This window comes from uncultured Hyphomicrobium sp. (assembly GCF_902826555.1).
Taxonomy (GTDB): domain Bacteria; phylum Pseudomonadota; class Alphaproteobacteria; order Rhizobiales; family Hyphomicrobiaceae; genus Hyphomicrobium_C.
In genome coordinates this window covers 1-23,311 of sequence record NZ_CADEFI010000003.1, presented here as the reverse complement: position 1 = coordinate 23,311, position 23,311 = coordinate 1, and the positions used below count along the sequence as shown (strand labels likewise).

22 protein-coding genes are annotated in these 23,311 nt (G+C 64.7%); 10 read left to right on the top strand and 12 right to left on the bottom strand.

Features of this window, described 5'->3' with window-relative positions; translation table 11 throughout:
- Positions 1–59 precede the first annotated feature (59 nt).
- The gene (locus QZV93_RS02395; protein ID WP_295555665.1) at positions 60–1,775 is read right to left on the bottom strand and encodes a hypothetical protein; all 1,716 of its coding nucleotides are present in this window, start codon (positions 1,773–1,775) and stop codon (positions 60–62) included.
- A gap of 923 nt (positions 1,776–2,698) precedes the next feature.
- On the opposite strand from QZV93_RS02395, the gene QZV93_RS02390 reads away from it, so the two are divergent.
- A complete protein-coding gene (locus QZV93_RS02390; RefSeq protein ID WP_295555663.1) occupies positions 2,699–3,577 on the top strand; it encodes an alpha/beta fold hydrolase in 879 nt (292 codons plus the stop codon).
- A gap of 95 nt (positions 3,578–3,672) precedes the next feature.
- Here QZV93_RS02390 and QZV93_RS02385 read toward each other — a convergent pair whose 3' ends face one another.
- Positions 3,673–4,179 carry a DUF2147 domain-containing protein gene (locus tag QZV93_RS02385; RefSeq protein ID WP_295555661.1) on the bottom strand — a complete coding sequence of 169 codons (507 nt, stop codon included), beginning with the start codon at positions 4,177–4,179 and terminating at the stop codon, positions 3,673–3,675.
- 376 nt (positions 4,180–4,555) lie between these two features.
- Here QZV93_RS02385 and QZV93_RS02380 point away from each other — a divergent pair, with 376 nt between their 5' ends.
- Genes QZV93_RS02380 through QZV93_RS02370 form a run of 3 tightly spaced genes read left to right on the top strand, consistent with a single transcriptional unit; the run spans position 4,556 to position 7,516 of the window.
- Positions 4,556–5,686 carry an ABC transporter permease gene (locus QZV93_RS02380; protein ID WP_295555660.1) on the top strand — a complete coding sequence of 377 codons (1,131 nt, stop codon included), beginning with the start codon at positions 4,556–4,558 and terminating at the stop codon, positions 5,684–5,686.
- Positions 5,683–6,432 carry an ABC transporter ATP-binding protein gene (locus QZV93_RS02375; RefSeq protein ID WP_295555659.1) on the top strand — a complete coding sequence of 250 codons (750 nt, stop codon included), beginning with the start codon at positions 5,683–5,685 and terminating at the stop codon, positions 6,430–6,432. Before QZV93_RS02380 ends, QZV93_RS02375 begins: the two co-directional genes overlap by 4 nt.
- Positions 6,425–7,516: an efflux RND transporter periplasmic adaptor subunit gene (locus tag QZV93_RS02370; protein WP_295555657.1), complete on the top strand. Its 1,092-nt coding sequence runs from the start codon at positions 6,425–6,427 to the stop codon at positions 7,514–7,516. Before QZV93_RS02375 ends, QZV93_RS02370 begins: the two co-directional genes overlap by 8 nt.
- A gap of 68 nt (positions 7,517–7,584) precedes the next feature.
- Here QZV93_RS02370 and QZV93_RS02365 read toward each other — a convergent pair whose 3' ends face one another.
- Positions 7,585–7,857, bottom strand: coding sequence for a DUF6460 domain-containing protein (locus QZV93_RS02365; protein WP_295555656.1), 273 nt, complete (start codon positions 7,855–7,857; stop codon positions 7,585–7,587).
- A gap of 145 nt (positions 7,858–8,002) precedes the next feature.
- Between QZV93_RS02365 and QZV93_RS02360 the strand changes: the two genes are divergently transcribed.
- Complete coding sequence (locus QZV93_RS02360; RefSeq protein ID WP_295555895.1) at positions 8,003–10,603, top strand: ligase-associated DNA damage response DEXH box helicase; 2,601 nt, start codon at positions 8,003–8,005, stop codon at positions 10,601–10,603.
- The gene (gene pdeM, locus QZV93_RS02355; protein ID WP_295555655.1) at positions 10,566–11,288 is read left to right on the top strand and encodes a ligase-associated DNA damage response endonuclease PdeM; all 723 of its coding nucleotides are present in this window, start codon (positions 10,566–10,568) and stop codon (positions 11,286–11,288) included. The genes QZV93_RS02360 and pdeM overlap by 38 nt, the downstream gene beginning before the upstream one ends.
- A gap of 14 nt (positions 11,289–11,302) precedes the next feature.
- Here the strand turns inward: pdeM and QZV93_RS02350 are convergent, their stop codons facing one another.
- From QZV93_RS02350 to QZV93_RS02340, 3 genes are all read right to left on the bottom strand, one after another.
- Positions 11,303–12,280, bottom strand: a complete 978-nt coding sequence (locus tag QZV93_RS02350) for a TIGR02186 family protein (protein WP_295555653.1) — start codon at positions 12,278–12,280, stop codon at positions 11,303–11,305.
- Positions 12,277–13,206 (bottom strand): sulfite exporter TauE/SafE family protein, encoded by a 930-nt coding sequence (locus QZV93_RS02345; RefSeq protein ID WP_295555652.1) that lies wholly within the window; start codon positions 13,204–13,206, stop codon positions 12,277–12,279. Before QZV93_RS02345 ends, QZV93_RS02350 begins: the two co-directional genes overlap by 4 nt.
- A gap of 194 nt (positions 13,207–13,400) precedes the next feature.
- Positions 13,401–16,106: a hypothetical protein gene (locus QZV93_RS02340; RefSeq protein ID WP_295555650.1), complete on the bottom strand. Its 2,706-nt coding sequence runs from the start codon at positions 16,104–16,106 to the stop codon at positions 13,401–13,403.
- A gap of 358 nt (positions 16,107–16,464) precedes the next feature.
- Between QZV93_RS02340 and QZV93_RS02335 the strand changes: the two genes are divergently transcribed.
- A complete protein-coding gene (locus QZV93_RS02335; RefSeq protein WP_295555648.1) occupies positions 16,465–16,983 on the top strand; it encodes a hypothetical protein in 519 nt (172 codons plus the stop codon).
- A 179-nt stretch (positions 16,984–17,162) separates the two neighbouring features.
- Here the strand turns inward: QZV93_RS02335 and QZV93_RS02330 are convergent, their stop codons facing one another.
- The 6 genes from QZV93_RS02330 to QZV93_RS02305 form a co-directional block, all read right to left on the bottom strand.
- Complete coding sequence (locus QZV93_RS02330; RefSeq protein WP_295555646.1) at positions 17,163–18,227, bottom strand: acyltransferase family protein; 1,065 nt, start codon at positions 18,225–18,227, stop codon at positions 17,163–17,165.
- Between the two features lie 108 nt (positions 18,228–18,335).
- Positions 18,336–18,773: a GNAT family N-acetyltransferase gene (locus tag QZV93_RS02325; RefSeq protein WP_295555645.1), complete on the bottom strand. Its 438-nt coding sequence runs from the start codon at positions 18,771–18,773 to the stop codon at positions 18,336–18,338.
- 183 nt (positions 18,774–18,956) lie between these two features.
- Complete coding sequence (gene pqqA, locus QZV93_RS02320; protein WP_295555644.1) at positions 18,957–19,046, bottom strand: pyrroloquinoline quinone precursor peptide PqqA; 90 nt, start codon at positions 19,044–19,046, stop codon at positions 18,957–18,959.
- 562 nt (positions 19,047–19,608) lie between these two features.
- Complete coding sequence (pqqA, locus tag QZV93_RS02315; protein WP_020086227.1) at positions 19,609–19,698, bottom strand: pyrroloquinoline quinone precursor peptide PqqA; 90 nt, start codon at positions 19,696–19,698, stop codon at positions 19,609–19,611.
- Positions 19,699–19,923: 225 nt separating this feature from the next.
- A complete protein-coding gene (locus QZV93_RS02310; RefSeq protein WP_295555643.1) occupies positions 19,924–20,226 on the bottom strand; it encodes a hypothetical protein in 303 nt (100 codons plus the stop codon).
- Between the two features lie 113 nt (positions 20,227–20,339).
- The gene (locus QZV93_RS02305; RefSeq protein WP_295555641.1) at positions 20,340–20,546 is read right to left on the bottom strand and encodes a hypothetical protein; all 207 of its coding nucleotides are present in this window, start codon (positions 20,544–20,546) and stop codon (positions 20,340–20,342) included.
- Positions 20,547–20,761: 215 nt separating this feature from the next.
- Between QZV93_RS02305 and QZV93_RS02300 the strand changes: the two genes are divergently transcribed.
- The 3 genes from QZV93_RS02300 to QZV93_RS02290 all read left to right on the top strand — a co-directional run bounded on the left by QZV93_RS02300 (position 20,762) and on the right by QZV93_RS02290 (position 22,947).
- Entirely contained in the window at positions 20,762–21,169 is a 408-nt protein-coding gene (locus QZV93_RS02300) for a hypothetical protein (protein ID WP_295555640.1), read from the top strand.
- Positions 21,170–21,369: 200 nt separating this feature from the next.
- Positions 21,370–22,248: a hypothetical protein gene (locus QZV93_RS02295; protein ID WP_295555638.1), complete on the top strand. Its 879-nt coding sequence runs from the start codon at positions 21,370–21,372 to the stop codon at positions 22,246–22,248.
- A 291-nt stretch (positions 22,249–22,539) separates the two neighbouring features.
- Positions 22,540–22,947: a hypothetical protein gene (locus QZV93_RS02290; RefSeq protein WP_295555636.1), complete on the top strand. Its 408-nt coding sequence runs from the start codon at positions 22,540–22,542 to the stop codon at positions 22,945–22,947.
- The last annotated feature ends 364 nt before the right edge of the window (positions 22,948–23,311 follow it).

Genomic DNA, 23,311 nt, shown 5'->3' with positions numbered 1-23,311 from the left:
AATGGCGAGGTCGCAACCTATGAGGCGCGTCAAAGCCCGTCAATTGCCGGCCGCGGCGTTCAAGCGGTCGTTTGTTGAGGAGCGGAGGGGCGGCGCGGCCGGAAAAGCCGCCGCAGCATCAGGAGAAGCATGACCGCGATGAGGCCGAGCCCGATCACGACCAGCGGATGCTTCTCCCAGATCAGGATCGGCGAGATCTGCCCGTCCCATGCGGCCTTCGCGTCCTCGAGAATGACCTCCGGCCCGCCGCTTCCCTCGCGCAGCATCATATCGACGGCACGGGCCTGGTCGCGGCTCGAAAGGACGGCTTCGCGCACCCGCGGCGCGGCAAGGCTCTGCATCTTGCCCGGCGTCTCGGCGACGGCCACCAGCACCCGCGCCCGTGGCTCCGGCTGCAGTCCGTCCAGATAACGGGACAGCGTAGCCAGCTCCGCTTCCGAGAAAGCGCGTGCAAGCCGCTTCAGATCGTTGGTCGGAAGACTGAACAGGCGGTCGCGCGCCTCGGGCGTGAGCGACGCGAGCCGGGAGATCGCCACATGATCGTCGAGCGCCAGGAGCGTGTTGAGCGTCGCGCGCGTGAAGCCCTTAGCGTCGGCGCGCTTGTAGATCTCGTGCTCGAGCACTTTCGGCATCTGGTCTCCGGCCAGCGCTGTCCACCCGAGTGCCGCATCGATGGATCGCGTGTCGCGCGCGATCGTCATCGATGCCTCGGGCAGGAACCGTACGGCCTCGTTGAGCGTGCTATCGTCGAGCCGCTTCAAAACGCCCGCCTCGCCGTCGGCGGCGAGCACCAGCGCCACCACCTCGTCGAGGCGCGCGAGTTGGTCCGGCTTGACCGTGTCGAGGAAGGCGCGGAAGGAGGCGTTCTTCTCCGCGAGGTCGAGCGCCTTCTGATGCGCGTTGCGGAAGCTGCGCCAGATCTCGACCACGCGGTCAGCGGCCTTGGAGGCAATCTCGCTCAGATGCGCATTGATTTGCTCATCGAGGGTTTTGGCCAGCTCGTCTTTGACGAGCCCCTTGGTGGCCTCCGACTTCATCTCCTCGGAAACGATGGGCAGAACGCCGTTGCGCAGCTCCCAGATATCCTTGGCGACGAGCACGAGCCCCACGCCGCCCGCCGCCACGGATACGAGCCGTGCGAGAATGCTGCCGGCCAGCCGCTGCCCGATGCGGGCTGCGATATTGGCAAGCTGGCGGCGCACGAGGATGATGGCGGCACCCGCGATGCCCTCGCTCGAGCGCTGGATGACGGAGCCCGAAGAGACAGTGGCCCGGCCGGCCGCGGACTGCAGCCCGAAATCGTGCTCGACATCGCCCGATACCGCGCCGGCGACCGTCGAGCCATAGCGCCCTCCGAGGAAGGCCCTGAGGCATTCGAGCGACGGCGCGACCGCATCCTGGCTCGCGAGCTCGAGCGTGCGGCCGACCTCGTTCCCGACGCCGATGGCGAGCCCTTCGATGGCGCTTTTCATGGCATCGGATTTGTAGACGCGCTCGGCGACCGCGGAGGAGATCTCCTGCGCCTTCTCGGAATTGACGAGCGATTGCGCGAGCCCGGCCCAGCTCGTCTCGCTGCGGACTTCCTCGATCGCCACATCGACGCGCTTGGAAAGCAGATCGTCCATGCCGAGGCGCCGCCATTGCACGTCGACGCTGGCTCGGTAGTCGAAGGTCTTGACGCCCGCTTCGAGAGCCTTGAGCGAAAGCGTTTCGATCGTGCGGCGAAAGCCGGCCTCATCCGCAGCCTGACAGGCTTCGTAGTCGGCACGCGTCATTGGGGAAGCGGCAAAAGCAGGGATCGCCTCTCGCGCCGTGATCGTGAAAACGAGCAATGCTGAGACAGCGGGGCGCAGAAAACGAGACAACGACAAGCTCCCGAGCGGGCACACGAGTGGCGTGAGGCTGCGGCCCAGTGTGCCTTTTACTATACGCGCGAGGCCAGCAACGGCCAGTGACATTTCAGACACCTTTGGCCGAACCGCAACCGGACCTTGCGTGCCGCCGACGCGCTTTCGGAACATTGAATCGATCGCCTGCAGCGGGCCGGCATCGGCAAGTTTACACCACTGATTTTTTGGGTGCGTCAATCTGACCAACGCCCATCCAGGTGTCCTATATCCCCGTCCAATTCACCGAGAAACATAATGGACGCGTAGAGTTGGAAAACGTCGCTGGCGTTGCTGGGCAGGCAGACAGTCCGCTTACGCAGGATTGGGGGTCACATTTCCGCCGTACGCAGCAGCGACCAGAGCCGGGTGCCTTTGTTGCGTTGCACATAATCGTGAGAATTCACGCAAGGGTTGTCTGGCAAGTCGAAGTGGCCATTGCACCTATTTACCTTGCGACCGAAAGCCCTATAGGCAAGTGCGGCGCGAGAGTTGCAGGTAGGGCGTGGACGGCACCAGCACAGAATCGCGACCCGGATCTGCCTGCCTCGGATCGTCGTATCTCGGTGTGACGGCACCTCCCGGTTAGTGAAATCTTTTCGTTTGAGTGGACTAAAAGATCCATGGCGACGCCAAGGGAACTGCGGTCCGTTTAATCGGCGGGCATAACGCCGAGAAAAGCAGCAGAGGACAGAAACCGGGGAGCCACGTTCTGCATCTCGATGAATGGGAATACAAACTCGGAGCTTGGCATTTCCCAATTAATCGGCTTTATTCCGTTTTGAGTAGTAACAGCGAGTTAGCCTAACTACATGAGCAAGAAAGAAAAAATCAACGCCTTCCGCGGCAGCTTGGTTATTCCCGGCGGCCGTGTCGGCGTGCTCTTGGTGCATAGCCTCGGTGGCAACCCCGTTGAATTGCGGTTTGTCGCTCAAGGGCTTGCGCGTCAGGGCTGCACTGTCTACTGCCCGCTCGTTCCCGGTCTTGGTGGGGGTACGGACACGTCCGGTCTCTCGTCTTGGCAGGATTGGTATGCCGCGCTCGAAGGCGCGCATGACGAGCTCAAGGCTCATTGTGACGTCATCGTCGTCGGCGGCATTTCTGCGGGCTCCATGCTTGCGCTGAGGCTCGCCCGCGAGCGCGCATCCGAAGTTGACGGATTGCTGCTGTTTGCACCGACGATCTGGCCGAACGGCTGGGCCATTCCGCTGCACTTCAATCTGTTCGCACTCGTCTATCACAAGTGGGTCGCGTCCATGATGCGGCTGCGCCAGCGCGCGCCGTACGGTATCAAGGACGAGCGCATTCGCAATTTCGTCATCGAGAGCTTCAAGAGCGAGGGGCGCCCGCTCGAGGATCTGTTCGGCCGTGGCGGCGGGCTGGTGTGGGAGTTCAAGGCCCTGGCCCGCGACGTGAAGCGCAGGCTGCGTGAGATTCCGCAGCATGCCGCGATCTTCCATCCGCGCGAGGATGACCAGAGCGACATCTCGAACGCGTTTCGCCTTCAGCGTGAGCTTGGCGGCGTGGTCGAGGTCACCGTTCTCGACGACAGCTATCACATGGTGACGCTCGATCGGCAGCGCTCCATCGTCGTCGACCGCGCGACCGAGTTCGTGCAGCGCCTGACGCAGAAAATCGAGGAAAAGGCCGCTGTTGCGCGCCTCGTGAAGGGCAAGGGGATCGCCGAATAGGCGCTCCGTTCACAATCTGGAAATTGAAAAGGCCGGGTCGATCAACCCGGCCTTTTTCGTATCGATTGTCCGTATCGCGTGCCTCCGCGCCCGCGTCAGGCTGGCGGCACGCAACGCGGCAGGTCGGTCGGCGCCTTGGTCCAGGTGAACGATTTGCCGAGCATCTTCACGCCGAGGTACCCCGTCACCACCAACTTGTCCGCCTGCTTGAGGCTGATCGAGGCGTCGTAAGTCTTCCCTGTTTTGGGATCGTAGATCCTGCCGCCGTCGAATGTGCCGTCGCTCATCAGGCCGAGATTGCCGAGGATGGGCAGGCCGCAAATGGAGCGCGTCTGACTTGCGGGATCGGGGTTGTAGCGATCACGCTTCGGGTTGCCTTCCGCGTTGAGCGGATCTTTGAGCCAGAAGATGCGGCCACACAGACGGTTGGGATTGTCTTCGCAAATGTAGATTTCGACGGCGCCCTGCCCGGTATCGTCGTACCAGACTCCGATTTCGGGGCGCGCGGCGGCACTTGCCGACGAGAGCACGGCAACGCCGACGAAAAAGGCGGGAATGAACCGCAGTGCTGCACCCGCCAGGGTGAAAACTCGCTCGGTCATGGGAAACCTTGATGGCTGTGGGCTGCTTCTGGATGCGCCTGCGCCGAACGGTGTCCCTTCGTCGCAGGAGCCTTAATCAGCAATCAAAAGAGGCAAAAACGCGAAAGTGACCCCTTATCAGCCAAGAGCCTACGTATATCAAGGGGTCGGAAAACCACTTACCATCTTTCTGCCCAAGCGCTTTGATTTGAACGCATTGACGCTACAAGGGTGGTGTGAGCCTCCGCTAAAACCTATATACCGGCTCGCAGAAGCCTAAGTTTAGAATGCGCGTAACGTACGGGCATTAATTTCGAGCGGGTCTTGGCGCTCGATTGCCGAATTTGGTCCGTGCCCGAGGCGCAACGAGCCCGCAACCCGACCGGACCTTGAGACGATGATCCTCACGCTCGCGTTCCGAAATCTGTTCCACGACCGCATCCGGCTCGCCGTGACGCTGGTCGGGATTCTGTTTTCGATCGTGCTCGTCGCCATCCAGCTCGGAATGTATCTCGGCTCGAGCCGCATGATCACGTCCATGATCGAGCGCTCGAACAGCGATCTCTGGATCACGGCCTTCGGCGCCAAGAGCTTCGAGGAGGGCGGCATCCTGCTCTCCACGCGCGAGCGCCATCAGGCTCTCGCCACGCCGGGGGTCAAGGCGGTCATCCCGCTCGTCGTCGCTTTCGCCGAATGGCGCAAGCCCGAAGGCGGCTCAACCCGCGTGGTTCTGGTCGGCACCGATGCCGAGGACGGCGCGCTCGAGCCGTGGTCGCTCGTTTCCGGAACCTGGCAGGACATCAAATCGCCGGATGCGATCTCGGCGGACGACACCTATTTCCGCGAGCTCGGCATCAACGGCATCGGCGACACGGCGCAGATCGCCATGGGGCGCGTCAAGGTGAAGGCATTGACGCACCGCATCCGCTCGTTCACGCAGTCGCCCTACGTCTTCACGACGCTTTCTCGTGCACGCAGTCTGCTCGGTGCCGAGAGCGACAAGGCCACCTTCTATCTCGTGCAGCTCGAGCCCGGTGCCGACGCCGAGGCCGTCCGCCTCGAGCTTTTGAACCGCCTGGAAGGCGCCGAGGTGCTGACCAAGAACGAGTTCGAGGACCGCAGCCTGCGCCAGTGGCTGTTCCGCACCGGTGCCGGTCTTGCGCTCATCGGCGGTGCACTGCTTGGCATTCTGGTCGGCACGGTGATCGTCGCGCAGACGCTCTACTCGAGCACGAAGGATCACTTGAACGAGTTCGCGACCCTGCGCGCGCTCGGCTCCTCGTCGGGATACATCTACAAGGTGATCCTCGCCCAGGCCGGCCTGAGCGCCGTCATCGGTTACATTCTCGGCATCCTGATTTCGCTCGGCATCCTCTACATCAGCCGCAACACGCCTCTGCCTTTGGTCATGACTCCGGGCCTTGCCGGCGCACTCTTCGGATTGACGCTTTTCATGTCGGCAGTGTCCGCCATCTCGGCGATTATCAAGGTCACCCGGATCGACCCAGCCACGGTGTTCAACAGATGACCCAGCCTGTTCTCGAGGCCGAAAACGTCGTCAAGGAGCTCGGCAAGGGCGCCGGCAAGGTGATCGCGCTGAAAGGCGTGAACTTGTCGCTCGTCAAGGGCGAGCTCACGCTGCTCATGGGACCGTCGGGCAGCGGCAAGACCACGCTTCTTTCTATTCTCGGCTGCATTCTGACGCCGACCTCCGGCGACGTGCGTGTCGAAGGCGAATCGACCGCCGGCAAAAGCCCGGAACAGCTCGCTGAGCTGCGCCGCAAGCACATCGGCTTCATCTTCCAGTCCTACAACTTGTTTCCCACGCTTTCGGCGCTGGAGAACGTGCGCATCGCGCTCGATGTCATCGGCCGCAAGGGCTATCAGGCCGCGCAGCGCGCCGAAGAGGTGCTCCGCGACGTCGGGCTCGGCAACCGGCTCAGGAACTACCCGTCGAACCTGTCGGGCGGAGAGCAGCAGCGCGTCGCCGTGGCTCGCGCCATTGCCGCGTCGCCGTCCGTCGTTCTGGCGGACGAGCCCACGGCCGCGCTGGACAGCGAGAACGGTCACGCCGTCATGGCGCTGCTCTCGCGCATTGCCAAGGAGCAGAACCGCAGTGTTCTGGCCGTGACTCACGATCCCCGTACGCTTGGCTATGCCGATCGCGTCGTGCGCATCGAGGATGGATTGATTGTCGGTGAGGAGCGCAGGCCGCAAGGTCTCGACGCGCCCGAGATTGCCGACCTGACAAAGAGGCGAAAAGTGAATGGCTAAGCTTGATCCCACCGTGTCTGCCGTCGTGGCCGCCGCCGTGGCGGCTATCGTGGCGAGCGTGACGTTGAACCAGCTCGCTCCGAGTTTTAGCGGCGGCGAAGCGCAGGCCGACAATGTGCATGCCGCCGATGGCCTCGCGGCTCGTCCGGTTTGGGCGGCATCCGCCACCGGCCGCGTCGAGCCGAAGGACGGCGAGGTCCGCATCTCGTCCGAGGTCCCGGCCCGGGTTTCCGAGGTCATTGCCGGCACCAACGATCAGGTCGTCGCCGGCGACCTTCTCGTCGCCCTCGACAGCGAGGATCTCCTGCCCAAGCTCTCCGCCGCCGAATCCGAAGCCGATGTCCGCGTTCTCGAGCGCGACGAGGAGCAGGCCACCGGTCTCGCTCTCGAGCGTCGCAACGCGGAGGACAAGCTGAACGATTCCGAGCGCTCTCTCTTCCGCGCCCGGCAGGCTTTCGATGATGCCTATCGCGCCGCGAAGCAGAGCGGTGGCGATGCCAACGCCGTCAAGACGGCACGCGACAAACTGACTGAAGCCGGAAAGAACGTCGTCGGCGACCGCGCCGCCTTGGACACCGTGTTGGCCAAGCCCAATCTTCCGAAGCCCACACGCCTCGAATCGGCGCTGTGGGTTGCGCGCACCGACATCGCGCAGGTGGAGAACGCCATCGAAAAGACCCGCGTGCGCGCGCCCGCCAATGGCACCATCCTCAACGTGTGGGCCAAGGTAGGCGAGATGGCGCAGCCCTCACCCGATGCGGCGCTCGTTCTATTCGGCGACATCTCGAGCTTGCGCGTCCGCGCCGAGGTCGAGGAGCGCGACGTGACGAAGATCCGCGTTGGCCAGCGCGTCGTCGTGCGCGCAGACGCGTTCCCTGACAAAGATTTCGAAGGCACCGTGACCCAGGTGGCACCCGCACTCGGCTCGCCGCGCATCACCACGCGCGGTCCGCGCCGTCCCAATGACGTCGAGGTGCTCGAAGTGCTGGCTGCCCTCGACGGGACGCCCCCGCTCATGACCGGTATGCGGGTCGACGTGTTCTTCCGCCACGAGACGTCCGCCTCGGCCGCCCCGACGCGCTAGCGCTCGCAGCCCCATGTCCCAACGTCATGGTGGCGGGGTCAAACCGTGCCGTCAGGTGGAGGAACGCGTCACTCCGTCTTGGAGCGGGCCGCGCCGACCACGCGCGCGATCAGCCAGATCGGCACCACCACCAGTGCGCCGAGCAGCATGTATTCGAGCACCCATTCCACGGCGCCGAAACCGAGGTCGTAGATATTCCTGAGCAGCTCGTTGATGCGTTGGAAGAAATTCGAAAGGTCGATGCCGAGCGCCTTCATCACGATCCCGACCACGATCGAGATCAGCGCCAGACGGATTGCCACCCCGAACGGGTTTCCGCCGAAAATCATGTTACGGTCCATCACTCTTCCCTGAGCAAACAGGCTCCCCATCTAGCACAACGGGCGGCGGGAGCGAAGGAAGTCTGGCGACGTGAGCGGCGTAATCGCGAAGGCGGGTGAAGGGCCCAAGGCACGGAGGCCGGCGGCGCGGGCGGAGAACGCCGCTATAACCCTCCCCGCGCCATTCTCGGACTGGTTTGCCCGTCGCGGCTGGAAGCCCCGTCAGCATCAGCTGGCTCTCGTCGAGCAGTCCCGTGCCCGCCGCTCGACTTTGCTCATCGCGCCGACAGGCGCCGGCAAGACGCTCGCCGGGTTCCTGCCGAGCCTGATCGCGTTGACGGAATCGCCACGCCCGAAGCAAGGCGCAGGATTGCGCACGCTCTACATCTCGCCGCTCAAAGCCCTCGCCGAGGACATCTCCCGCAACCTCGTCGCGCCGGTCTCTGAGATGGGACTCGGGATTTCGATCGAGACCCGTACCGGTGACACGTCCGTTGCCCGCCGCGCCCGCCAGCGCGTGAAGCCGCCGCAGATCCTGCTCACCACGCCCGAGCAGGTTGCGCTCATGCTGTCGGGCTCCGACGCCGGTTATGTGTTCGCCGATCTCGACACCATCATCCTCGACGAGCTGCACGCGCTCGCGCCTTCCAAGCGCGGCGACCTCCTGTCGTTAGGGCTCGCGCGGCTCAACACGTTCGCGCCGGGCCTCGTGACCCTCGGCTTGTCCGCCACCGTTGCACGGCCCTCCGAGCTACTGAGCTATCTGGTGCCGCAGCGTGCGCCGGAGCTCGTTTGCGCCATGGCGGACCTTGTCGTGGCTCCGCCGGGTGCAGAGCCTGAGATCGACATCCTCGAGATCGAGGAGCCGGTGCCCTGGAGCGGGCATTCCGCCCGCTACGCCATGCACGAGATCTATCGCGCGATCGCGGCCCACAAGACAACGCTCGTCTTCGTCAACACGCGCATGCAGGCCGAGCTGGTGTTCCAGGAGCTGTGGCGCATCAACGACAAGTCTCTTCCGATCGCCCTTCATCACGGCTCCCTCGACAAGGCGCGCCGCCTCAAGGTCGAGGCCGCCATGGCCGAAGGCAGGCTTCGCGCGGTTGTCGCCACCTCCACGCTGGACCTCGGCATCGATTGGGGCGACGTGGATCTGGTCGTCAACGTCGGCGCGCCCAAGGGCGCCTCACGCCTGGCGCAGCGCATCGGCCGCGCCAATCACCGCCTGGACGAGCCGTCGGCAGCCCTCCTCGTGCCCGCCAATCGCTTCGAAGTACTGGAGTGCCGCGCCGCGCTGGAGGCCGCCAAAGCCGGCGAGCAAGACGCAGTCATCTCCCGCGCCGGCGCCTTGGACGTCCTGGCCCAGCACGTGCTCGGCATGGCCTGTCATGGCCCGTTCGCGCCCGACGCCCTGTTCGACGAGGTGCGCTCCGCCGCGCCCTACGCCGGCCTGACGCGCGACCGCTTCGATCGTGTCGTCGATTTCGTCGCCACCGGCGGCTATGCGCTGCGGTCCTACGAGCGCTTTGCGCGCCTGCGCCCCACGGACGATGGCCGCTTGCGCCTCGCGCATCCGAGCTTGATCCGCCAATACCGCATGAATGCCGGCACCATCGTCGAAGCGCCGATGATCAAGATCCGCCTCGTCGGCCAGCGTCGCGGCCGCAGCCTGAGAAAGCCCGGCTCGCCGCAGCCGCTGATGGGCGGCCGTGTGCTGGGCGAGGTCGAGGAGTATTTCATCGAGCAGCTCGCGCCGGGCAACACGTTCGTTTTCGCAGGCGAGATCCTGCGCTTCGAGGGCCTCTCCGAGACTGAGGCCTACGTCACGCGTGCGCCCGGCGCCGATGCGATGATCCCGAGCTACGCCGGTGGCAAGTTCCCGCTCTCGACCCACTTGGCCAAGCGCGTGCGTGCCATGCTGGCCGACCGCAGCCGATGGGCGGACCTGCCCACCCCCGTCGCCCAATGGCTCGGTCTCCAGTTCGAGCATTCGGAGCTTCCCGGCGCCGACGATGTGCTGATCGAGACGTTCCCGCGCCGCTCGCGTCATTTCATGGTCGCTTACCCGTTCGAGGGGCGCCTCGCCCACCAGACGCTCGGCATGCTGCTGACGCGCCGCCTCGAACGCGAGGGCGCACAGCCGCTCGGCTTCGTCGCCAACGACTACGGCTTGGCCATCTGGGGGCTGGGCGACCTGTCGGCCCGCTTCGCCAATGGCAGCCTCAGCCTCGCCCGACTGTTCGAGGAGGACATGCTGGGCGACGACCTCGAAGCCTGGCTCGCCGAGAGCAGCCTCATGCGCCGCACCTTTCGCAATGTGGCGGTCATCTCCGGGCTGATCGAACGCAAGCATCCCGGTCGCGAGAAGAGTGGCCGGCAGGTCACGATGTCGACAGATCTTATCTACAACGTGCTGCGCCGGCACGATCCAGGCCATATTCTGCTCGAAGCGGCCTGGGAGGACGCGGCCACGGGTCTACTGGATATTGCTCGTCTCGGCCAATTCCTGACCCGCGCGCGTGGTCGAATCAGGCATCAAGCTCTGGATCGGGTTTCTCCGCTTGCGGTGCCGATCCTGCTGGAGATCGGTGTTGAGCCGGTCGGCAGGCTGACGCGCGAGGATCTCCTGCGCGAGGCCGCCGAGGAGCTGATAGCCGAGGCAATGCAGGGTGGGGTTGTCCACGAGACGACAATTGGCGACAGGGATGCACGTGAGAAGCACCACGCAAATGCTCGAGCTCAAGCCCGAACGCCTCGACGTCGGTGAGTTCAGCCAGCAGCCGATCTCGATCTCCGGCCGCTCGTTTGTGGCCGACGTGTCGGGCGCCCTCTACTGGCCCGCCGAGGACATCCTCGTCGTCGCCGATCTGCATCTCGAGAAGGGCTCGGCCTACGCGTCGCGCGGCGTCATGCTGCCGCCCTACGACACCGCCGCCACGCTCGAGCGCCTAGCCGCAACAATCGACGCCTATCCGGCGGCGACCGTCGTCTGCCTCGGCGACAGCTTCCACGATTGCGCCGCCGCGGAGCGCATGAGCCTCGCCGATCGCGAGACGCTGGCCATCCTGCAGGAGGATCGCCATTGGATCTGGCTCAACGGCAACCATGATCCGGTGATCGCCGAGTGCATGGGAGGCGTGACGCTGCACGAGATCACGGTCTCCGGCCTTGCCTTCCGTCACGAGCCCACCCAAGGGCCCGTCACGCACGAGATCGCCGGACACCTGCATCCTGCCGCCCGGGTGTCCTTCCACGGCCACGTCATCCGCCGCCCATGCTTCGTCGGCAACGGCATGCGCCTCGTGCTGCCTGCGTTTGGCACCTATGCCGGAGGGCTCAACGTGCTCGACGACGCCTTCACGCCGCTCTTTGGCCACGACGGATTGTCGGTGCTCGTGCTGGGTCAGGAAGGCCTCTATCCCATCGCCTCCCGTCTTCTCAAGGAAGACTGAGACGTGCCCCTTCGCTAGGCCGCCGCAGGCTTGCGCCGGAACGGCATGGACGCGAGCAGGCCTGCGAGCGCCGCCGCCAGCACCGCCGCCAGCCCGTAGTAGAAGGGATGCCGCATGGCGGCCCGATAGAGCCAAAGCTCGATACCGCTGCGCTCGAGCCGGACCTTCGACTGGAACGTGCTCAAAAGCTCCCCTTCCCGGAACAGAAAGACGCGCGCCGTCAGCGGTCCGACGGGCACATTCGCCGGCAGCGCGATGGAGCTGCGGAACAGGCTCTTGCCGATGAAGATCACGGCATAGTCGCGCTTGACGAAAAGACCGTCCTTCTGCTTCAGCCGGATCACCGCGTCTTTGTAGGCCTTGAGCTCGCCGGGTTCCGTCTCGATTGCGGAGTGCGCGGCCGGCGACAGGCGCGCGAAGTCGTGCCCGATCGCGTTTCGCTGCAGCAGCGTCGCGTCGGCGATCTCCTCGATCGGACGCGTGGAGGCGATGGCATAGAAGCTCGGCGCACTTTCGAACGCGACCGACTCCGTGTTCACCCAGAGCCCGGCCACGTTGGTCTTCCGGCGCGCGAGCAGCGGCGTCGGCATCCCCTCGAGCACGACGATCACGTCGTAGTATCCGGCTTCCGCGCTGGGTTGGCGGCTGTTCACGACGGAGCCGAAGACGACGATCTCCGTTCCCGTGAAGGCCGATGTGACCGCGATGGTCCGCGTCGAGACGTCGGCCTCGACCGCCTCCCTGGCGGGCTCGGGTGTCGCGCTGCGCTCGCCGGGGCGCTTGGCCGGTGTCGGTGCCGCGGCTCGGGGATCGGCCTTGCGGTTACGGGAATCCTGCTTACGCAACGATTTTCCCCAATCGGGCAGCTCGGCCTCGGGCTGTTTCGGGGTTTGCGCGCGCCCCGGTGCCGCAGGCTCCAGAAAGCAGATGGCTAGCGCCAGCGCCGGGAGCACGACGAAAGATCGCCACCACGAGCCGCTTGGAGCCGTCATGTCGGCCCCCCGAGCGTGGTTGTGATGCTGAACAGCTCCGGCGGCGTCATCACGAGATCCCAGCCGATGCGTCCGGCGACCAGCAGCACCAGCGCCGCCAGCAGCAGGCGGAGTTGCTCGCCCTTGAGTCGCGCGCCCGCCCGCGCCCCATACTGCGCACCGATGACGCCGCTGACGATCAGGAGCAGCGCCAGCACGATATCGACGCTGAAGTTCTCGGTTGACTGCATGACCGTCGTCACGGCCGCAACGAATACGATCTGGAACAGCGACGTGCCGACCACCACGTTGGTCGGCACGCGCAAGAGATAGATCATGGCGGGGATCATGATGAACCCACCGCCGGCTCCCATGATTGCGCCGAGAAATCCGACGAAGGCGCCGATCATCATGGGCGGAATGGCGCTGATGTAGAGCTTCGAGCGGTGAAAGCGCATCTTGAGTGGCAGCTTGTGAATCCAGTTGTGCTGCCCAGAGCGCCGCGCCATTCGTGGCTGGCCGCTGCGTGCGGCTTGGATCGCGTTGATGCTTTCGATCAGCATGAGGACGCCGATCACGCCGAGGAAGGTGACATAGGCCAGGGCCACGAAGAGATCGAATTGGCCGGCCATGCGCAGGATGCGCACCATCTTCACGCCGATGACCGAGCCGACGACGCCACCCACGAGCAGCACCGCGCCCATCTTGATGTCGACGTTGTTGCGCCGGTATTGGGCGATCGCGCCGGACACGGATGAGGCGACGATCTGCGCCGCCCCCGTGCCGACCGCCACCGCTGATGGGATGCCGGAGAAGATCAGGAGCGGCGTCATGAGAAAGCCGCCGCCGACACCGAACATGCCGGAGAGAAAGCCCACCGCGGCCCCCATGCCGAGGAACAGCAGCACATTGGCGCTCATCTCGGCGATCGGCAGATAGATGTGCATTGCGTGAGTGTTACGCCGGAACCGAAGAGGTGGGACTTCGATGCCGCTCAAGCGGCGAGCGCCACGCCCCGTGCGCCCGGCCGCATCGTATTGAACCTTTGCCTCGAGCACCAGTGTTGCGTTGCGGGACGCATGACCTCAATCCCGCGAAAACTCTGGTTGCGCGCACGGTTTGGCCGCGCGCCCCGAGATTTCTAGGTGTTTGTGTCGTTATGGACGCGCTTCTTCCAGTCCTCGCCGGCCGTGCGCGCATCGTTGGCCAGCGGTGACGCAGCTCGTGCCCTGAATTTCGCGATCAGGTCTTCGGCCGCCGTGAGCTCTTCGGCTTTGAGCTGCGGCTTCAGCGCGTCGCGCCGTTGCGTGGCATCCTGATCGCCGCCTTTCGCCGCCAGTGCATACCATTTGTAGGCGGCGACGCGATCGGCTGCTCCGTTGAGACCATTCTCGAGCAGGACGCCGAGATTGTACTGGCTGTCGGCAAGGCCATACTCGGCGGCCTTGAGGAACCAGGGTGCTGCGCCGGAAAAATCGGGCCGCTCGCCGCTGGCATTCAGAACTGCGAGATTGTGCATCGACTTCACGTTGCCCTGTTGAGCGGCGCGGCTGTACCAGACCTTGGCGCGCTCGATGTCCTTGTCGACGCCGAGCCCGCGCTCGTAGAGCGTGCCGAGCCGGTACTGGGACTGAGCAAAGCCCTTGGCGGCAGAGCGCTGATACCAGTGCAGGGCCTGTGCGTAGTCCTGCCCCGTGCCCTTGCCTTCCGCGAGCCGCGCCGCGACCTCGAATTCCGCCGAGGCATCGCCGTTGGCAGCCGCAAGCCGAAGCGACATCGGCCCCACCGTTGCCGGCGGCAGATCGAGCGCGGTTGAGTTTGCGGCGCTTTCGCTGCCGGGAGGGAGCACGGACTGCGTATAAGCGGCATCCACGCGCCCGCTCTTTTCGGGCAACAGCGCATCGGCCGACTGACCGGCCGCGATCATCCCAAGCTGGCCCGATAGCCCGGCGAGCACCTGCTGCTCGTAGATGTCGGCCACCGCATGGTCGGGAAGTGAGCCGGCGGGACGCGCGATCGTCATGCCTCCGGGAGGGGTCGCGGGAATCGCGCTGCCCATCGTCTCGACCTCGGGCGGGTTGAGGATGTCGTCATGATATCCGTAGGGCGTGACTCCGCCGCCGCCGAGATCAGAACGCGGACCGGGAGCGTGCGTGTCTGCCGATGGGGCCTCCGGCGCCGCGTTGCTGGTGCCGGCTGGAGCTTGCGATGCGGTCGGCTGCGTGATCTGCGGTGCGGCCGGATGTGTGGCCTTGCGGTTGAGGAGCAGAAGGCCGCCGTTGATGGCGATGATCAGCGCCAGAACGCCCGCGAGGAGCTTGGTCGACATTCCGAAAATGCGACCGGACCCACCCTGCGATGAGCGCATTGTCTGCGTGAGGGCCGCGCGCGCCTGAGCGACGGAGCTGGGCTTTTGCTCCTCGGCGGGTTCACTGGCGGTCTCCTCGGCGCGGTTGGCCGCTGCCTTGAGCTTGGCGCGGCGTGCGTCCGCGACGAAGTCGCGCCGCAGCCTGTCGAGCGGCGATTCCGGATCGCCGGAGACGACGTACTCCACCGGTCCGCCGGCATCGTCATCGAAGGCCGCAGGAACCTCGACCGGAGAAGGCCGGCCGGGCGCGTCTTTGGCGCTGAAGGTGCTGTCGAAGCGCGTGTCGCGGAAGGTATAGGACGCCTCGTTCGAACCTAATTCGCCGGCAAACGGCGCGCCGTCGTCGGCATAGGCGACGTCCGGCCGCGCCGGCTCTGCCGCCTCGGCCTGGACCGGGTCGAGCAGGGCCACATGCTGCTGCTGCTCCAGAGCGTCCATGCGATCGAGGATCGTGACCAGGGCCTGCTGCAGCGTGTCCAGCATGCCGAACGCCGTCTGCTCGTTCTCGCGCTGCTCCTTGATGGCCTGCTCCATCAGGCCTTTGAGATCGTCGTAGCGGTCCGACTGCGCGCTGACACGCCCGGAAAGTCCGGTAACCAGCGACACCGCCTGGACCTCGGCCTCGCGCCGGTCTTGGATGGAAGCCTCGATCAAGGCCCTGAGCTCGTCATGGCGGCGCGTATCGGAGCCGGCTTCGTCAACCTCGGGCGCGAAGCGCGTGTGCACCTCCTCGGCCGCCCGGCGCGCGACGGCTTCGAGATCGGCGGCGAAGCGGCTGTCGTAATCGAAGAGCTTGGCGATGCGCTCGTCCGACACCTGCTCGATGACATTGCGCACGTCGCTCTCGATGCTGTCGATCCGCGACACGTGCCGCTCGAGCTCGTCGAGCTTGTCGCCGAGGTCGTTGACGTGCACCTCGATGAGCCGCATGCCATCGAGATCCTCGCGGCGCACGACGTCACGGAGCGCTTCGGCGATCAGGGCTTGGAAGGCATCGAGCCGCTGCTCCAGCAGCGTCATCGTGCTGCCGGGCTGCAGGTCCGATAGCGCCTGTGAGATCTTCTGGGTGACGTCGTTGAAGCGCTCGCCGATCCACGCCTGCTGGCTGTAGGACATGGCCTCGCTCCCGGTCCCGCGGGGCGCCTCCGCCTGCTCGTCCTCTTCGTAGCTCCGCATGAGAGTTTCGGCTTGCTCGGCGTCCCACGGCTCGTCGCCGGCTTGGTCGAGCACCATGTGCTGCCGGCGCGGAGCCGGCGCGGGAGCAGCCGTCTCGGGCGCCTGGGGCGAAGCGTATGCACGGCTGGAATTGATGGCCCGCAGCCGCTCGACGATGTGCGTCATCGTCTCGCTCTGCTGGCGCTGCGTGTCCTCGATCTCGCGTGCGAGCTCGTCGAGCGCGTGGCCCGACCCGCCGGGGAGGCCGGTAAGACCGAGGGCGTTCTCGCGCGTCGGCTCGCTGTCCAGATCAAATCGCAGCATAGGGGGCCCCAAGGGTAGTGCGGCGCCGACGCCGGACGCTCCCTCGCGGGAGGCAAAGCGGCCGGAGCCGCTTCGTGCCAGGCTGAAGCGTGATGGAGGGTCAGACGAGGCACGAACCAGAAACCCGAATGCTGTGAGGCTCGCAGTCAGCAGTAAATGTTCTGTTAAGTCCTGCAGAGAGGGCCGAAAAACGGCCTGAAATGGCAGCGCTCTAGCGCCACCGGCGTTTGCCGCCGCAGAGGTGATTCGAAAAGGCCCGCGCGCTGAAGCCGAACGTGGGTCACAATCGCTGTCTATTCTCCACTAGGACCATATCCAGACACGGCAACGTCTGATGCCAGCGAACGGAGACTCCATCGTGCCAACATCGTCCCGAACCCGCTCCGGAAGCGTCGGCATCCTGCTCGCCGCCGGCTTCTCTGCGATTGTCGCATCGCCGGTCTGGGCGGCCGGCGAGGATGCATCCGGCCGCTATACGATGTCGCCCACGGAGGGTGGCGTCATTCGCCTCGATCGTGAGACCGGAGCGATGAGCTTCTGCAGTGGCGCCGCCGGCAATTGGTCCTGCAAGGACATGCCGGAGACCGAGAACGCTTTGAAGAAGCGGCTTGAGGAGTTGGAGGCCGAAAATCGGGCGCTCGAGGCGGAGAAGCAGCTCCGCGGCGCGCCACCGCCGGGTCCGAGCGCCACTGCGCCCGAGGCGGCCGTTCCACCGGGTGAGGCACCGCCGCCCGCTCCGCCGGGAGATCTGCCGATCCCGAATGAGCGCGATGTCGACAAGCTCTTCGACTACGTCGAGGGCATGATGAAGAAGTTCAAGGAGCGCATCGAGCGCCTGGAGCGGGAAGCCAAGAAGGATCCGGCAGTGCCGCTCTAGACCATGATCGCTTCGGACCCTATCAGTCCGAAGCGTGAATCATCGGTCTCACTAAAAGGACCATGATCGCTTCGGACCCTATCAGTCCGAAGCGTGAATCATCGGTCTCACTAAAAAGACCATGATCGCTTCGGATCGTAGTCGCTCCGATCGTCGCGTCGTCGGCCAGGTGTGACGTCCTACGCTGCCGCCGGACGGTGCTGTGCGGCCGCGTCGGCGCGACGCGGTGCGAGGCGGAACATGGCCGGCCGGGTGAACAGGAAACCCGCCCGCGTATCTTTCACCAGCCACGCGAGCGCGAGCGCCCCGGTCACACCCGCGAATGTCGAGAGCAGGGCGACGGCCGTCGTCCATTCGCCGCCCGTGAGCTTGAGCGCCACGATCCGCGCCGGCCCCATGAACACGGTGAAGGCGAGATAGATCGCGATGGAGTTGCGGCCGCAGTAGGCGAGCATCCGTCCCGCCTGCCGGCCCGTGATGAGCACGGCGAATGCGATCACCGCGCCGATTCCGACGTAGGAGAAGAGGAGGTCGGGGCCGCGTGTCAGCGCAAGCCCGCTTTGCACGCCCGCGGCGTTGACCGCAGCCCACACCACGAGGGCGGCCGCGAGCAGTGTGTGAGGCTGCGCGCGCATCCGTTCGGCAAGCGCGAACACCATCGGCGCCAGCGCATAGCCCGAATAAAAGAAGACGAACCGGTTGGTGAACTCGTCGACGATGAACACGCCGCTTTCCGGAGCGAAGACGTGGAGGGCCGCGGCGCCCGCGAGCACAACCAGTTTCGGCACCGGCGTGAGCAGCTTCGCCACCACGAAATAGATGGCCAGAAGATAGATGAACCACAGCGTCCCGAACGGAACCACGAAGCTCGTGAAGTAGTCGAGCGCCGTCGCCGTCGCGCCGTTCTCCGTCACCATGCCCGGCGCCTTCATCCCGAACTGGATGGTCAGCCACAGCACGTAGAAATACGCAAAATGCACGACTTTGGTGTCGAGGTAGCTCCGCCATGGCCGGTCGATGCGGGCGGCCAGGAACAGTCCCGAGATGAGGAAGAAATCGGGCATGCGGAACGGCCGCGCCCACTCGATGAAGGCGTGCAGGCCGGATTCCGTGCCAGTCGCTTTCTCGACACCGAGCGTGGCATGCATGAGCACCACGAGCACGATGCAGAGGCCCTTCGCCACGTCGACCCAGTCCAGCCGGAATGCTCCCGGCCGATCGGTATTGTCCGTTGGACGCGTCATGTTTTGAGCCTCAAATCGCTGCGAGCAGTGCCGGATCGGCACGCGCCGGTCCATGGCCCTCGCCGTAGCAAGACCCATTCCGTTTAAGCGGTCGGGATGGAGCGAGACCTAAAAGAACAGCCGATAGCGGACGAAATCGTCGGCCTTGGTGAAGCGATCGTAAACGCTCCGCGCCGTGGCATTGCCGGCTTGCGTATGCCAATAGAGCCGCGACCAGCCGTGGGTCTTGGCCTGGTTGACGAGATCACGGATGAGCGCTTCCCCGATCCCGCGGCCCCGGCGTTCCGGAGCCACGAAAAGATCCTCGAGATAGCAGGCCGGCGCCGTCGTCCAGGTGCCGGCATGCAGCACTGAGAGGCTGAAACCAACCACCTCGCCCCCGGTCTCGGCGACGCGGCAGAAAAGGCCGTCCTGTTTGCGGATCAGCCGCTCCCAGGTTTTGGCGGTCACTTCGTCGGGCACCTGGGCTTCGTAGAAGGCGAGATATCCCTCCCAGAGCTTACGCCATGAGGGCTCGTCACTCGGAAACGCGTCGCGGATGAGCATATCACGGGTCCAAGACGGGGCTGGAATGGTGTGGCGCCAGACCGGCTCCGCACGTATCTGATCAGTGTAACACTGACTCGGGCGCAACGTCCTGGAGAACCGCGCAAATTAGACAACACAGAAATAAGAAGCGCGACGGCCGCAGAAGCGGCCGCCGCGCCAAAGACCGAAAGTGGATCGATATTAGACGAGATCGATCTCGGCCGGCAGGTACGAGGTGACCTCGAGGCCAACTTCCTGCTCGCGAACGGCAGGCTTCATCCAAGTCTTCATGGTGGTTCCTCCTTAGAACAATGCCAGACGATAACGTCTGAGCACGAAAACAATTAGGGATTCGAACCGCGGGATACCAATCGTATTTTCATTCGCGTTCTATCAGTCGGGCTGATGCTACTGTGTAGCAGAAAGCCTGGAAAAGCCCGGTTTGAAAGCACTTCTGAAGACTGCGGTCGGGAAATTTGAAACGGTTTTGTCAGCACTCACACGGTTTGAACTTTTCGTGTGCGCTTGAGGGAGGCATCGCCAGACTGGGCTCCGCCGTCACGCCGAGTGCAGCCGCCAGTACGGACGTGCGGAGCGAAGATCGGTGCGGATTGAGGAGAGATGCGCGAGCGTACGGAGACCCGTGTCCGCCTCAGCCGCGCCGGCCGATGAGAGGGCTATAGGCACCCCATTAAACCGCATCCGGCTAGGGAAGATGGCGCGTCGGAATGGTCGTAAATCGGAAATGGAAAAGTCGCCGCCACAGGGCGCGAGTTTCGGCAACCGCATATGACAAAATAAAACGGCGACCGCTTTCGCGATCGCCGTTGAATTCGACTGAAAGCCGATCGACTTAGATGAGGTCGATCTCAGCCGGCAGATACGAGGTAACCTCGAGGCCGACTTCCTGCTCGCGAACCGAGGGCTTCATCCAGGTCTTCATGGCAATTCCTCCTTAGGGTGTTCCAACGACAGCGGGCCGCCAGCCCAACTGCTCTGCACCGTATATAGGCAAACTGCCCGATAACGGCAAATCGCAAGTTCGTGATCCGCAATCAGGGAATCTTATCAGATAAACTTATCGGCCGACATAGCGAATCTTATAGATCGGCGCGCACCGCCGCGGAGAGACTTAGAAAATAAAAAGTAAAACAACGTGTTAGTGGAGCTAGGCCCCGCTCCACAGCAGGACCGCCGCCGGTAGGGCGAGCAGCACCAGAGCCAGCGCCGTACGCGGAGCCCGGTCGAGCCAGGCCAGCAGCAGGCCCGGCAAAGTGAGCAGCACGAGTGGAGCTGCGAGCAGCAGCGTCATGCCTTGGCCGATCGACGCCCCGAGCGGATCGGTCGACTGCAGCATCAGGTGGGCGAAGAGCGTAAACAGGATCACCTCGACGCTGCCCAGCACCAGCGTGACGAGCCGCATCAGCGCCCCGCCTCCGGTGGCTTGGTCGAGGTTGGTATTGTCCGTCATTGAGCAATCCCCCAAGGCGTCGCGAACGTGAGCCGGCCCTATTCGGCCCCTATGATGCGAGGCGCGGCGCCGTCAGGCAACGGCGCTCAGGCGACGGAGTAAACGCTTGGGTATCACGAGGCCTCGTTGGACTCCGCGCCGAACTCCTGCGCAAGCGCCGCGTGAAGGCTTTCGAGATCGTCCGGGATGGGGAGCCCGTAGGCCCGCAGCTCGTTGAGCTTCTCCGAGAGCTGGAGATAGAGCTCGTGCGCGTCCTCCGGTTCGTTTTGCATGCGCGTGAGCAGAACACCGATCTCCGCCTTCACATCTTCGAACGCCATGACGACCTCCCGGAGCTGCACCTCTTTGAGACATAGGAACGCGCTCCGTCCGTCCCAAGATCCCGCATGGAGCCCACGCACCTTGCAGGCTCGCGACATGGTAAAGGGCCGGGCTGTCATAGCCTCGGCACATTTCTCGGCCCTCCTTCGCGGGCCAGCCGGGCGGGGGACCGGCTTGCGTCACGATGCAAGATCGAAAGAGCGCGAGGGGAGCCATGGGGGATCCAGCCGTCGGCCGCGTCATGGGCCGTGTCGGTATTGTCATCTGCGTGAGCGTCATGAGCCTGCCCGGAATCGGCAGGAGCGGCGCCGCGCTGGCGGGCGACGCGGCAGCCGCGAACCCGCCGAAGTACTGGGCCGTGACCGGCGTCGCGTTGGACGATGTGCTCAACATGCGTGACGTGCCGCACGGCGACAGCAAGAAGCTCGGCGCCATCCCCCCGAACGCCCACGGATTGAAGCATCTCGGCTGCATCAAGCCCGAGCCGAGCCTCGACCGCTGGATGACCATGACCGAGGATGAGAAGAAGAACGCCAAGCTCGAGTGGTGCCGTGTCGAGTATCACGGCCAGCAAGGCTGGGTTGCCGCCCGCTTTTTGAAGCCCGACGACAAGGCGCCCTAGCCGCGCCAAAGCGCGTCGAGCGCAGGCCGCCGCGCCGCGTATGCCGCGTTGTGGGCATCTGGCTGGTGTGCGTCCGAAGGAGGGCGACCGCCCGGAAAGTTGTGCTATGCTCTCCGCGTGCGGAACCGGAATGGGGAACGGGGAGCTTACACGAAGCCGCGACGCCTGAGGGCTGGCCGAGCGGCGAAGGGGGTAAGGGTATGCGTTTCGATCTCGACGCTCTGCGGCAGGTGCTTCAGGCGAAGGCCGCGACGAGCATTCCGACGCTGTTCGCGGTTGGCGGCGTGCTATTGGCCGCGCTGGTTCTCGTCTACGGCGTGTTTCGGGATGCGGGCGACAGTCCCGCCGATGCGGTGACGGTCACCGGCCCGCTGTACACGCCCGTTGCCGCAACGCCGCCTCCCATGCCCGCCACGCGATCGGCCAACGCCCATGTCCCGGACCAGCCGCGCTTCGATGATCCGACTTCGGTCGTAAGCTCGGTGCAGTCCGAGCTCAAGCGCGCCGGCTGCTATCGCGGCCCCGTCAACGGCGTCTGGTCGCCCGCAACGCGCAAGGCCATGGCCGCGTTCACGGAGCGCGTCAACGCCCGCTTGCCCGTCGATCGTCCGGACCCCGTGCTGCTCGCGCTGCTCCAATCCCATCCGGGTATGGTGTGCGCGGCCGATTGCGCGGATGCCGCGTGCGCGCCGTCCGAGCGGCCGTTGCCGCGCAAGGCCGAGGTCGCGAGCATCGAGACCGGCGCCGCCGCCGAGAGCCGCGAGCCTCCGCCGCCGGCCGGTGTCACCGACGACACGGCGCCGGACGCCGAGGATCTCGGCTATTCCCCCGAGGCGCGGCGCGTGCCGAACCCGATTGCGTCCGTGCAGTCGGCATCCACCGAGAGTGGCGATGTCGGCGCGGACGAGCTGAGCGCGGAGGACGCCGCCGCGGCTGCAGCCGCGGGCGCCGCGGCCCATCAGGTCACGAAACCGAAACCCCACCGCACAGCGCGCAAATACAAAAAGAAGAACTCGTTCTCGCGCCAGGTCTCGAAAGGCTTCCGCCAGATCCAGCGCTCACTGAACAAGCTGTTCTGAGCGCCGCCGCGGTTGCGCATCTCATGCCTGTCGCCGGGGCAGCAGTGGGAGCTGGCCTTGCCTCCCAAGGCGTCACTCCGGCGAAACGGGTTCCAGACAAGCTTCCACGAACTCCGTTGGTGTTGGATTGATGGCAGCCCAAGAGCGACGGCTGCTCCAGAGTGCGTGCTGTCTTTCTGCTCTCGAGATATCTCGAGAGCAGAAAGACAGCACGCATAAGAGAGCGCGAAGGCAGACCGCTTCCTACGCCATGGCCGTGTCGATGGCAGAGCGCGAACGTCGGGGGACATCATGGCGACGCTGAGGATCTACGATCTCGATGGCGGAGTGCTGGCCGTGCACCTGTCGCGGCTGCTCGATCTGCTCGCACCGAAATCTCTGGACGCGGAGTGGACCGTTGCGCAGCTCCGCTCGGATGGTGAGGACAAGTTCGAGGCCACGGGATCGGGAGCCGCGGAACTGGAGGAGCTGGTTGCTACCGCCATGCCGATTTCCGGCATGGCGCTGCTGATCGTCGCGACGAACACACATCAGATCGTCTGGGGCGAATTCATCGCCATAGTGCCGGGCGAGAGCACCCCCTGGCTCACCCTCCGCGCCATCGACAGCACGTTTTACGAGATCGGGACGGATGACGCCGACGCGCTCGCCAAAATCAAATCGGCCTACAAAGACGTGCGTATCGCCGACACGCCATAACGCCCATGAAGTGACAGCCACTTCACGCCAGATGTCCGGAAAGGCTTCCGCCAACTCCAACGCAGCCTCAACAAGCCGATTTGATCGGCTGCAGCTTGGGGCGCGATTGGGAAGTTATTGAGCGTTTAAACTGCCGCATAAACTCAGAGCAGGTTATTGGTCGCAGTGTCACTCGTGGCTCGGCGGAGTTCCTTACGCGAAATCTATGCACTAGTTCGTTCTCAATAGTCGAGCAATCCTCCTCAGACATCCCCACGCTCGTCCCATAGATTTTACAAACTCCGGAGGGGTCTTTTGAATCCTCGGAGCGAAGCAGCTCCATGTTCTGGGGATGGAAAGCGAACCCTAAAAAAATGAGTGTAGA

What these genes read in the sequence shown, in the direction of transcription:
- QZV93_RS02340 (WP_295555650.1), bottom strand. Translation starts at nt 16,106, where the DNA reads ATGCTGCGATTTGATCTGGACAGCGAGCCGACGCGCGAGAACGCCCTC.
- QZV93_RS02290 (WP_295555636.1), top strand. Translation starts at nt 22,540, where the DNA reads ATGGCGACGCTGAGGATCTACGATCTCGATGGCGGAGTGCTGGCCGTG.
- pqqA (WP_295555644.1), bottom strand. Translation starts at nt 19,046, where the DNA reads ATGAAGACTTGGATGAAGCCTGCCGTTCGCGAGCAGGAAGTTGGCCTC.
- QZV93_RS02390 (WP_295555663.1), top strand. Translation starts at nt 2,699, where the DNA reads ATGAGCAAGAAAGAAAAAATCAACGCCTTCCGCGGCAGCTTGGTTATT.
- QZV93_RS02365 (WP_295555656.1), bottom strand. Translation starts at nt 7,857, where the DNA reads ATGGACCGTAACATGATTTTCGGCGGAAACCCGTTCGGGGTGGCAATC.
- QZV93_RS02370 (WP_295555657.1), top strand. Translation starts at nt 6,425, where the DNA reads ATGGCTAAGCTTGATCCCACCGTGTCTGCCGTCGTGGCCGCCGCCGTG.
- QZV93_RS02350 (WP_295555653.1), bottom strand. Translation starts at nt 12,280, where the DNA reads ATGACGGCTCCAAGCGGCTCGTGGTGGCGATCTTTCGTCGTGCTCCCG.
- QZV93_RS02345 (WP_295555652.1), bottom strand. Translation starts at nt 13,206, where the DNA reads ATGCACATCTATCTGCCGATCGCCGAGATGAGCGCCAATGTGCTGCTG.
- QZV93_RS02305 (WP_295555641.1), bottom strand. Translation starts at nt 20,546, where the DNA reads ATGGCGTTCGAAGATGTGAAGGCGGAGATCGGTGTTCTGCTCACGCGC.
- QZV93_RS02375 (WP_295555659.1), top strand. Translation starts at nt 5,683, where the DNA reads ATGACCCAGCCTGTTCTCGAGGCCGAAAACGTCGTCAAGGAGCTCGGC.
- QZV93_RS02330 (WP_295555646.1), bottom strand. Translation starts at nt 18,227, where the DNA reads ATGACGCGTCCAACGGACAATACCGATCGGCCGGGAGCATTCCGGCTG.
- QZV93_RS02300 (WP_295555640.1), top strand. Translation starts at nt 20,762, where the DNA reads ATGGGGGATCCAGCCGTCGGCCGCGTCATGGGCCGTGTCGGTATTGTC.
- QZV93_RS02395 (WP_295555665.1), bottom strand. Translation starts at nt 1,775, where the DNA reads ATGACGCGTGCCGACTACGAAGCCTGTCAGGCTGCGGATGAGGCCGGC.
- pqqA (WP_020086227.1), bottom strand. Translation starts at nt 19,698, where the DNA reads ATGAAGACCTGGATGAAGCCCTCGGTTCGCGAGCAGGAAGTCGGCCTC.
- QZV93_RS02295 (WP_295555638.1), top strand. Translation starts at nt 21,370, where the DNA reads ATGCGTTTCGATCTCGACGCTCTGCGGCAGGTGCTTCAGGCGAAGGCC.
- QZV93_RS02325 (WP_295555645.1), bottom strand. Translation starts at nt 18,773, where the DNA reads ATGCTCATCCGCGACGCGTTTCCGAGTGACGAGCCCTCATGGCGTAAG.
- QZV93_RS02310 (WP_295555643.1), bottom strand. Translation starts at nt 20,226, where the DNA reads ATGACGGACAATACCAACCTCGACCAAGCCACCGGAGGCGGGGCGCTG.
- QZV93_RS02385 (WP_295555661.1), bottom strand. Translation starts at nt 4,179, where the DNA reads ATGACCGAGCGAGTTTTCACCCTGGCGGGTGCAGCACTGCGGTTCATT.
- pdeM (WP_295555655.1), top strand. Translation starts at nt 10,566, where the DNA reads ATGCTCGAGCTCAAGCCCGAACGCCTCGACGTCGGTGAGTTCAGCCAG.
- QZV93_RS02380 (WP_295555660.1), top strand. Translation starts at nt 4,556, where the DNA reads ATGATCCTCACGCTCGCGTTCCGAAATCTGTTCCACGACCGCATCCGG.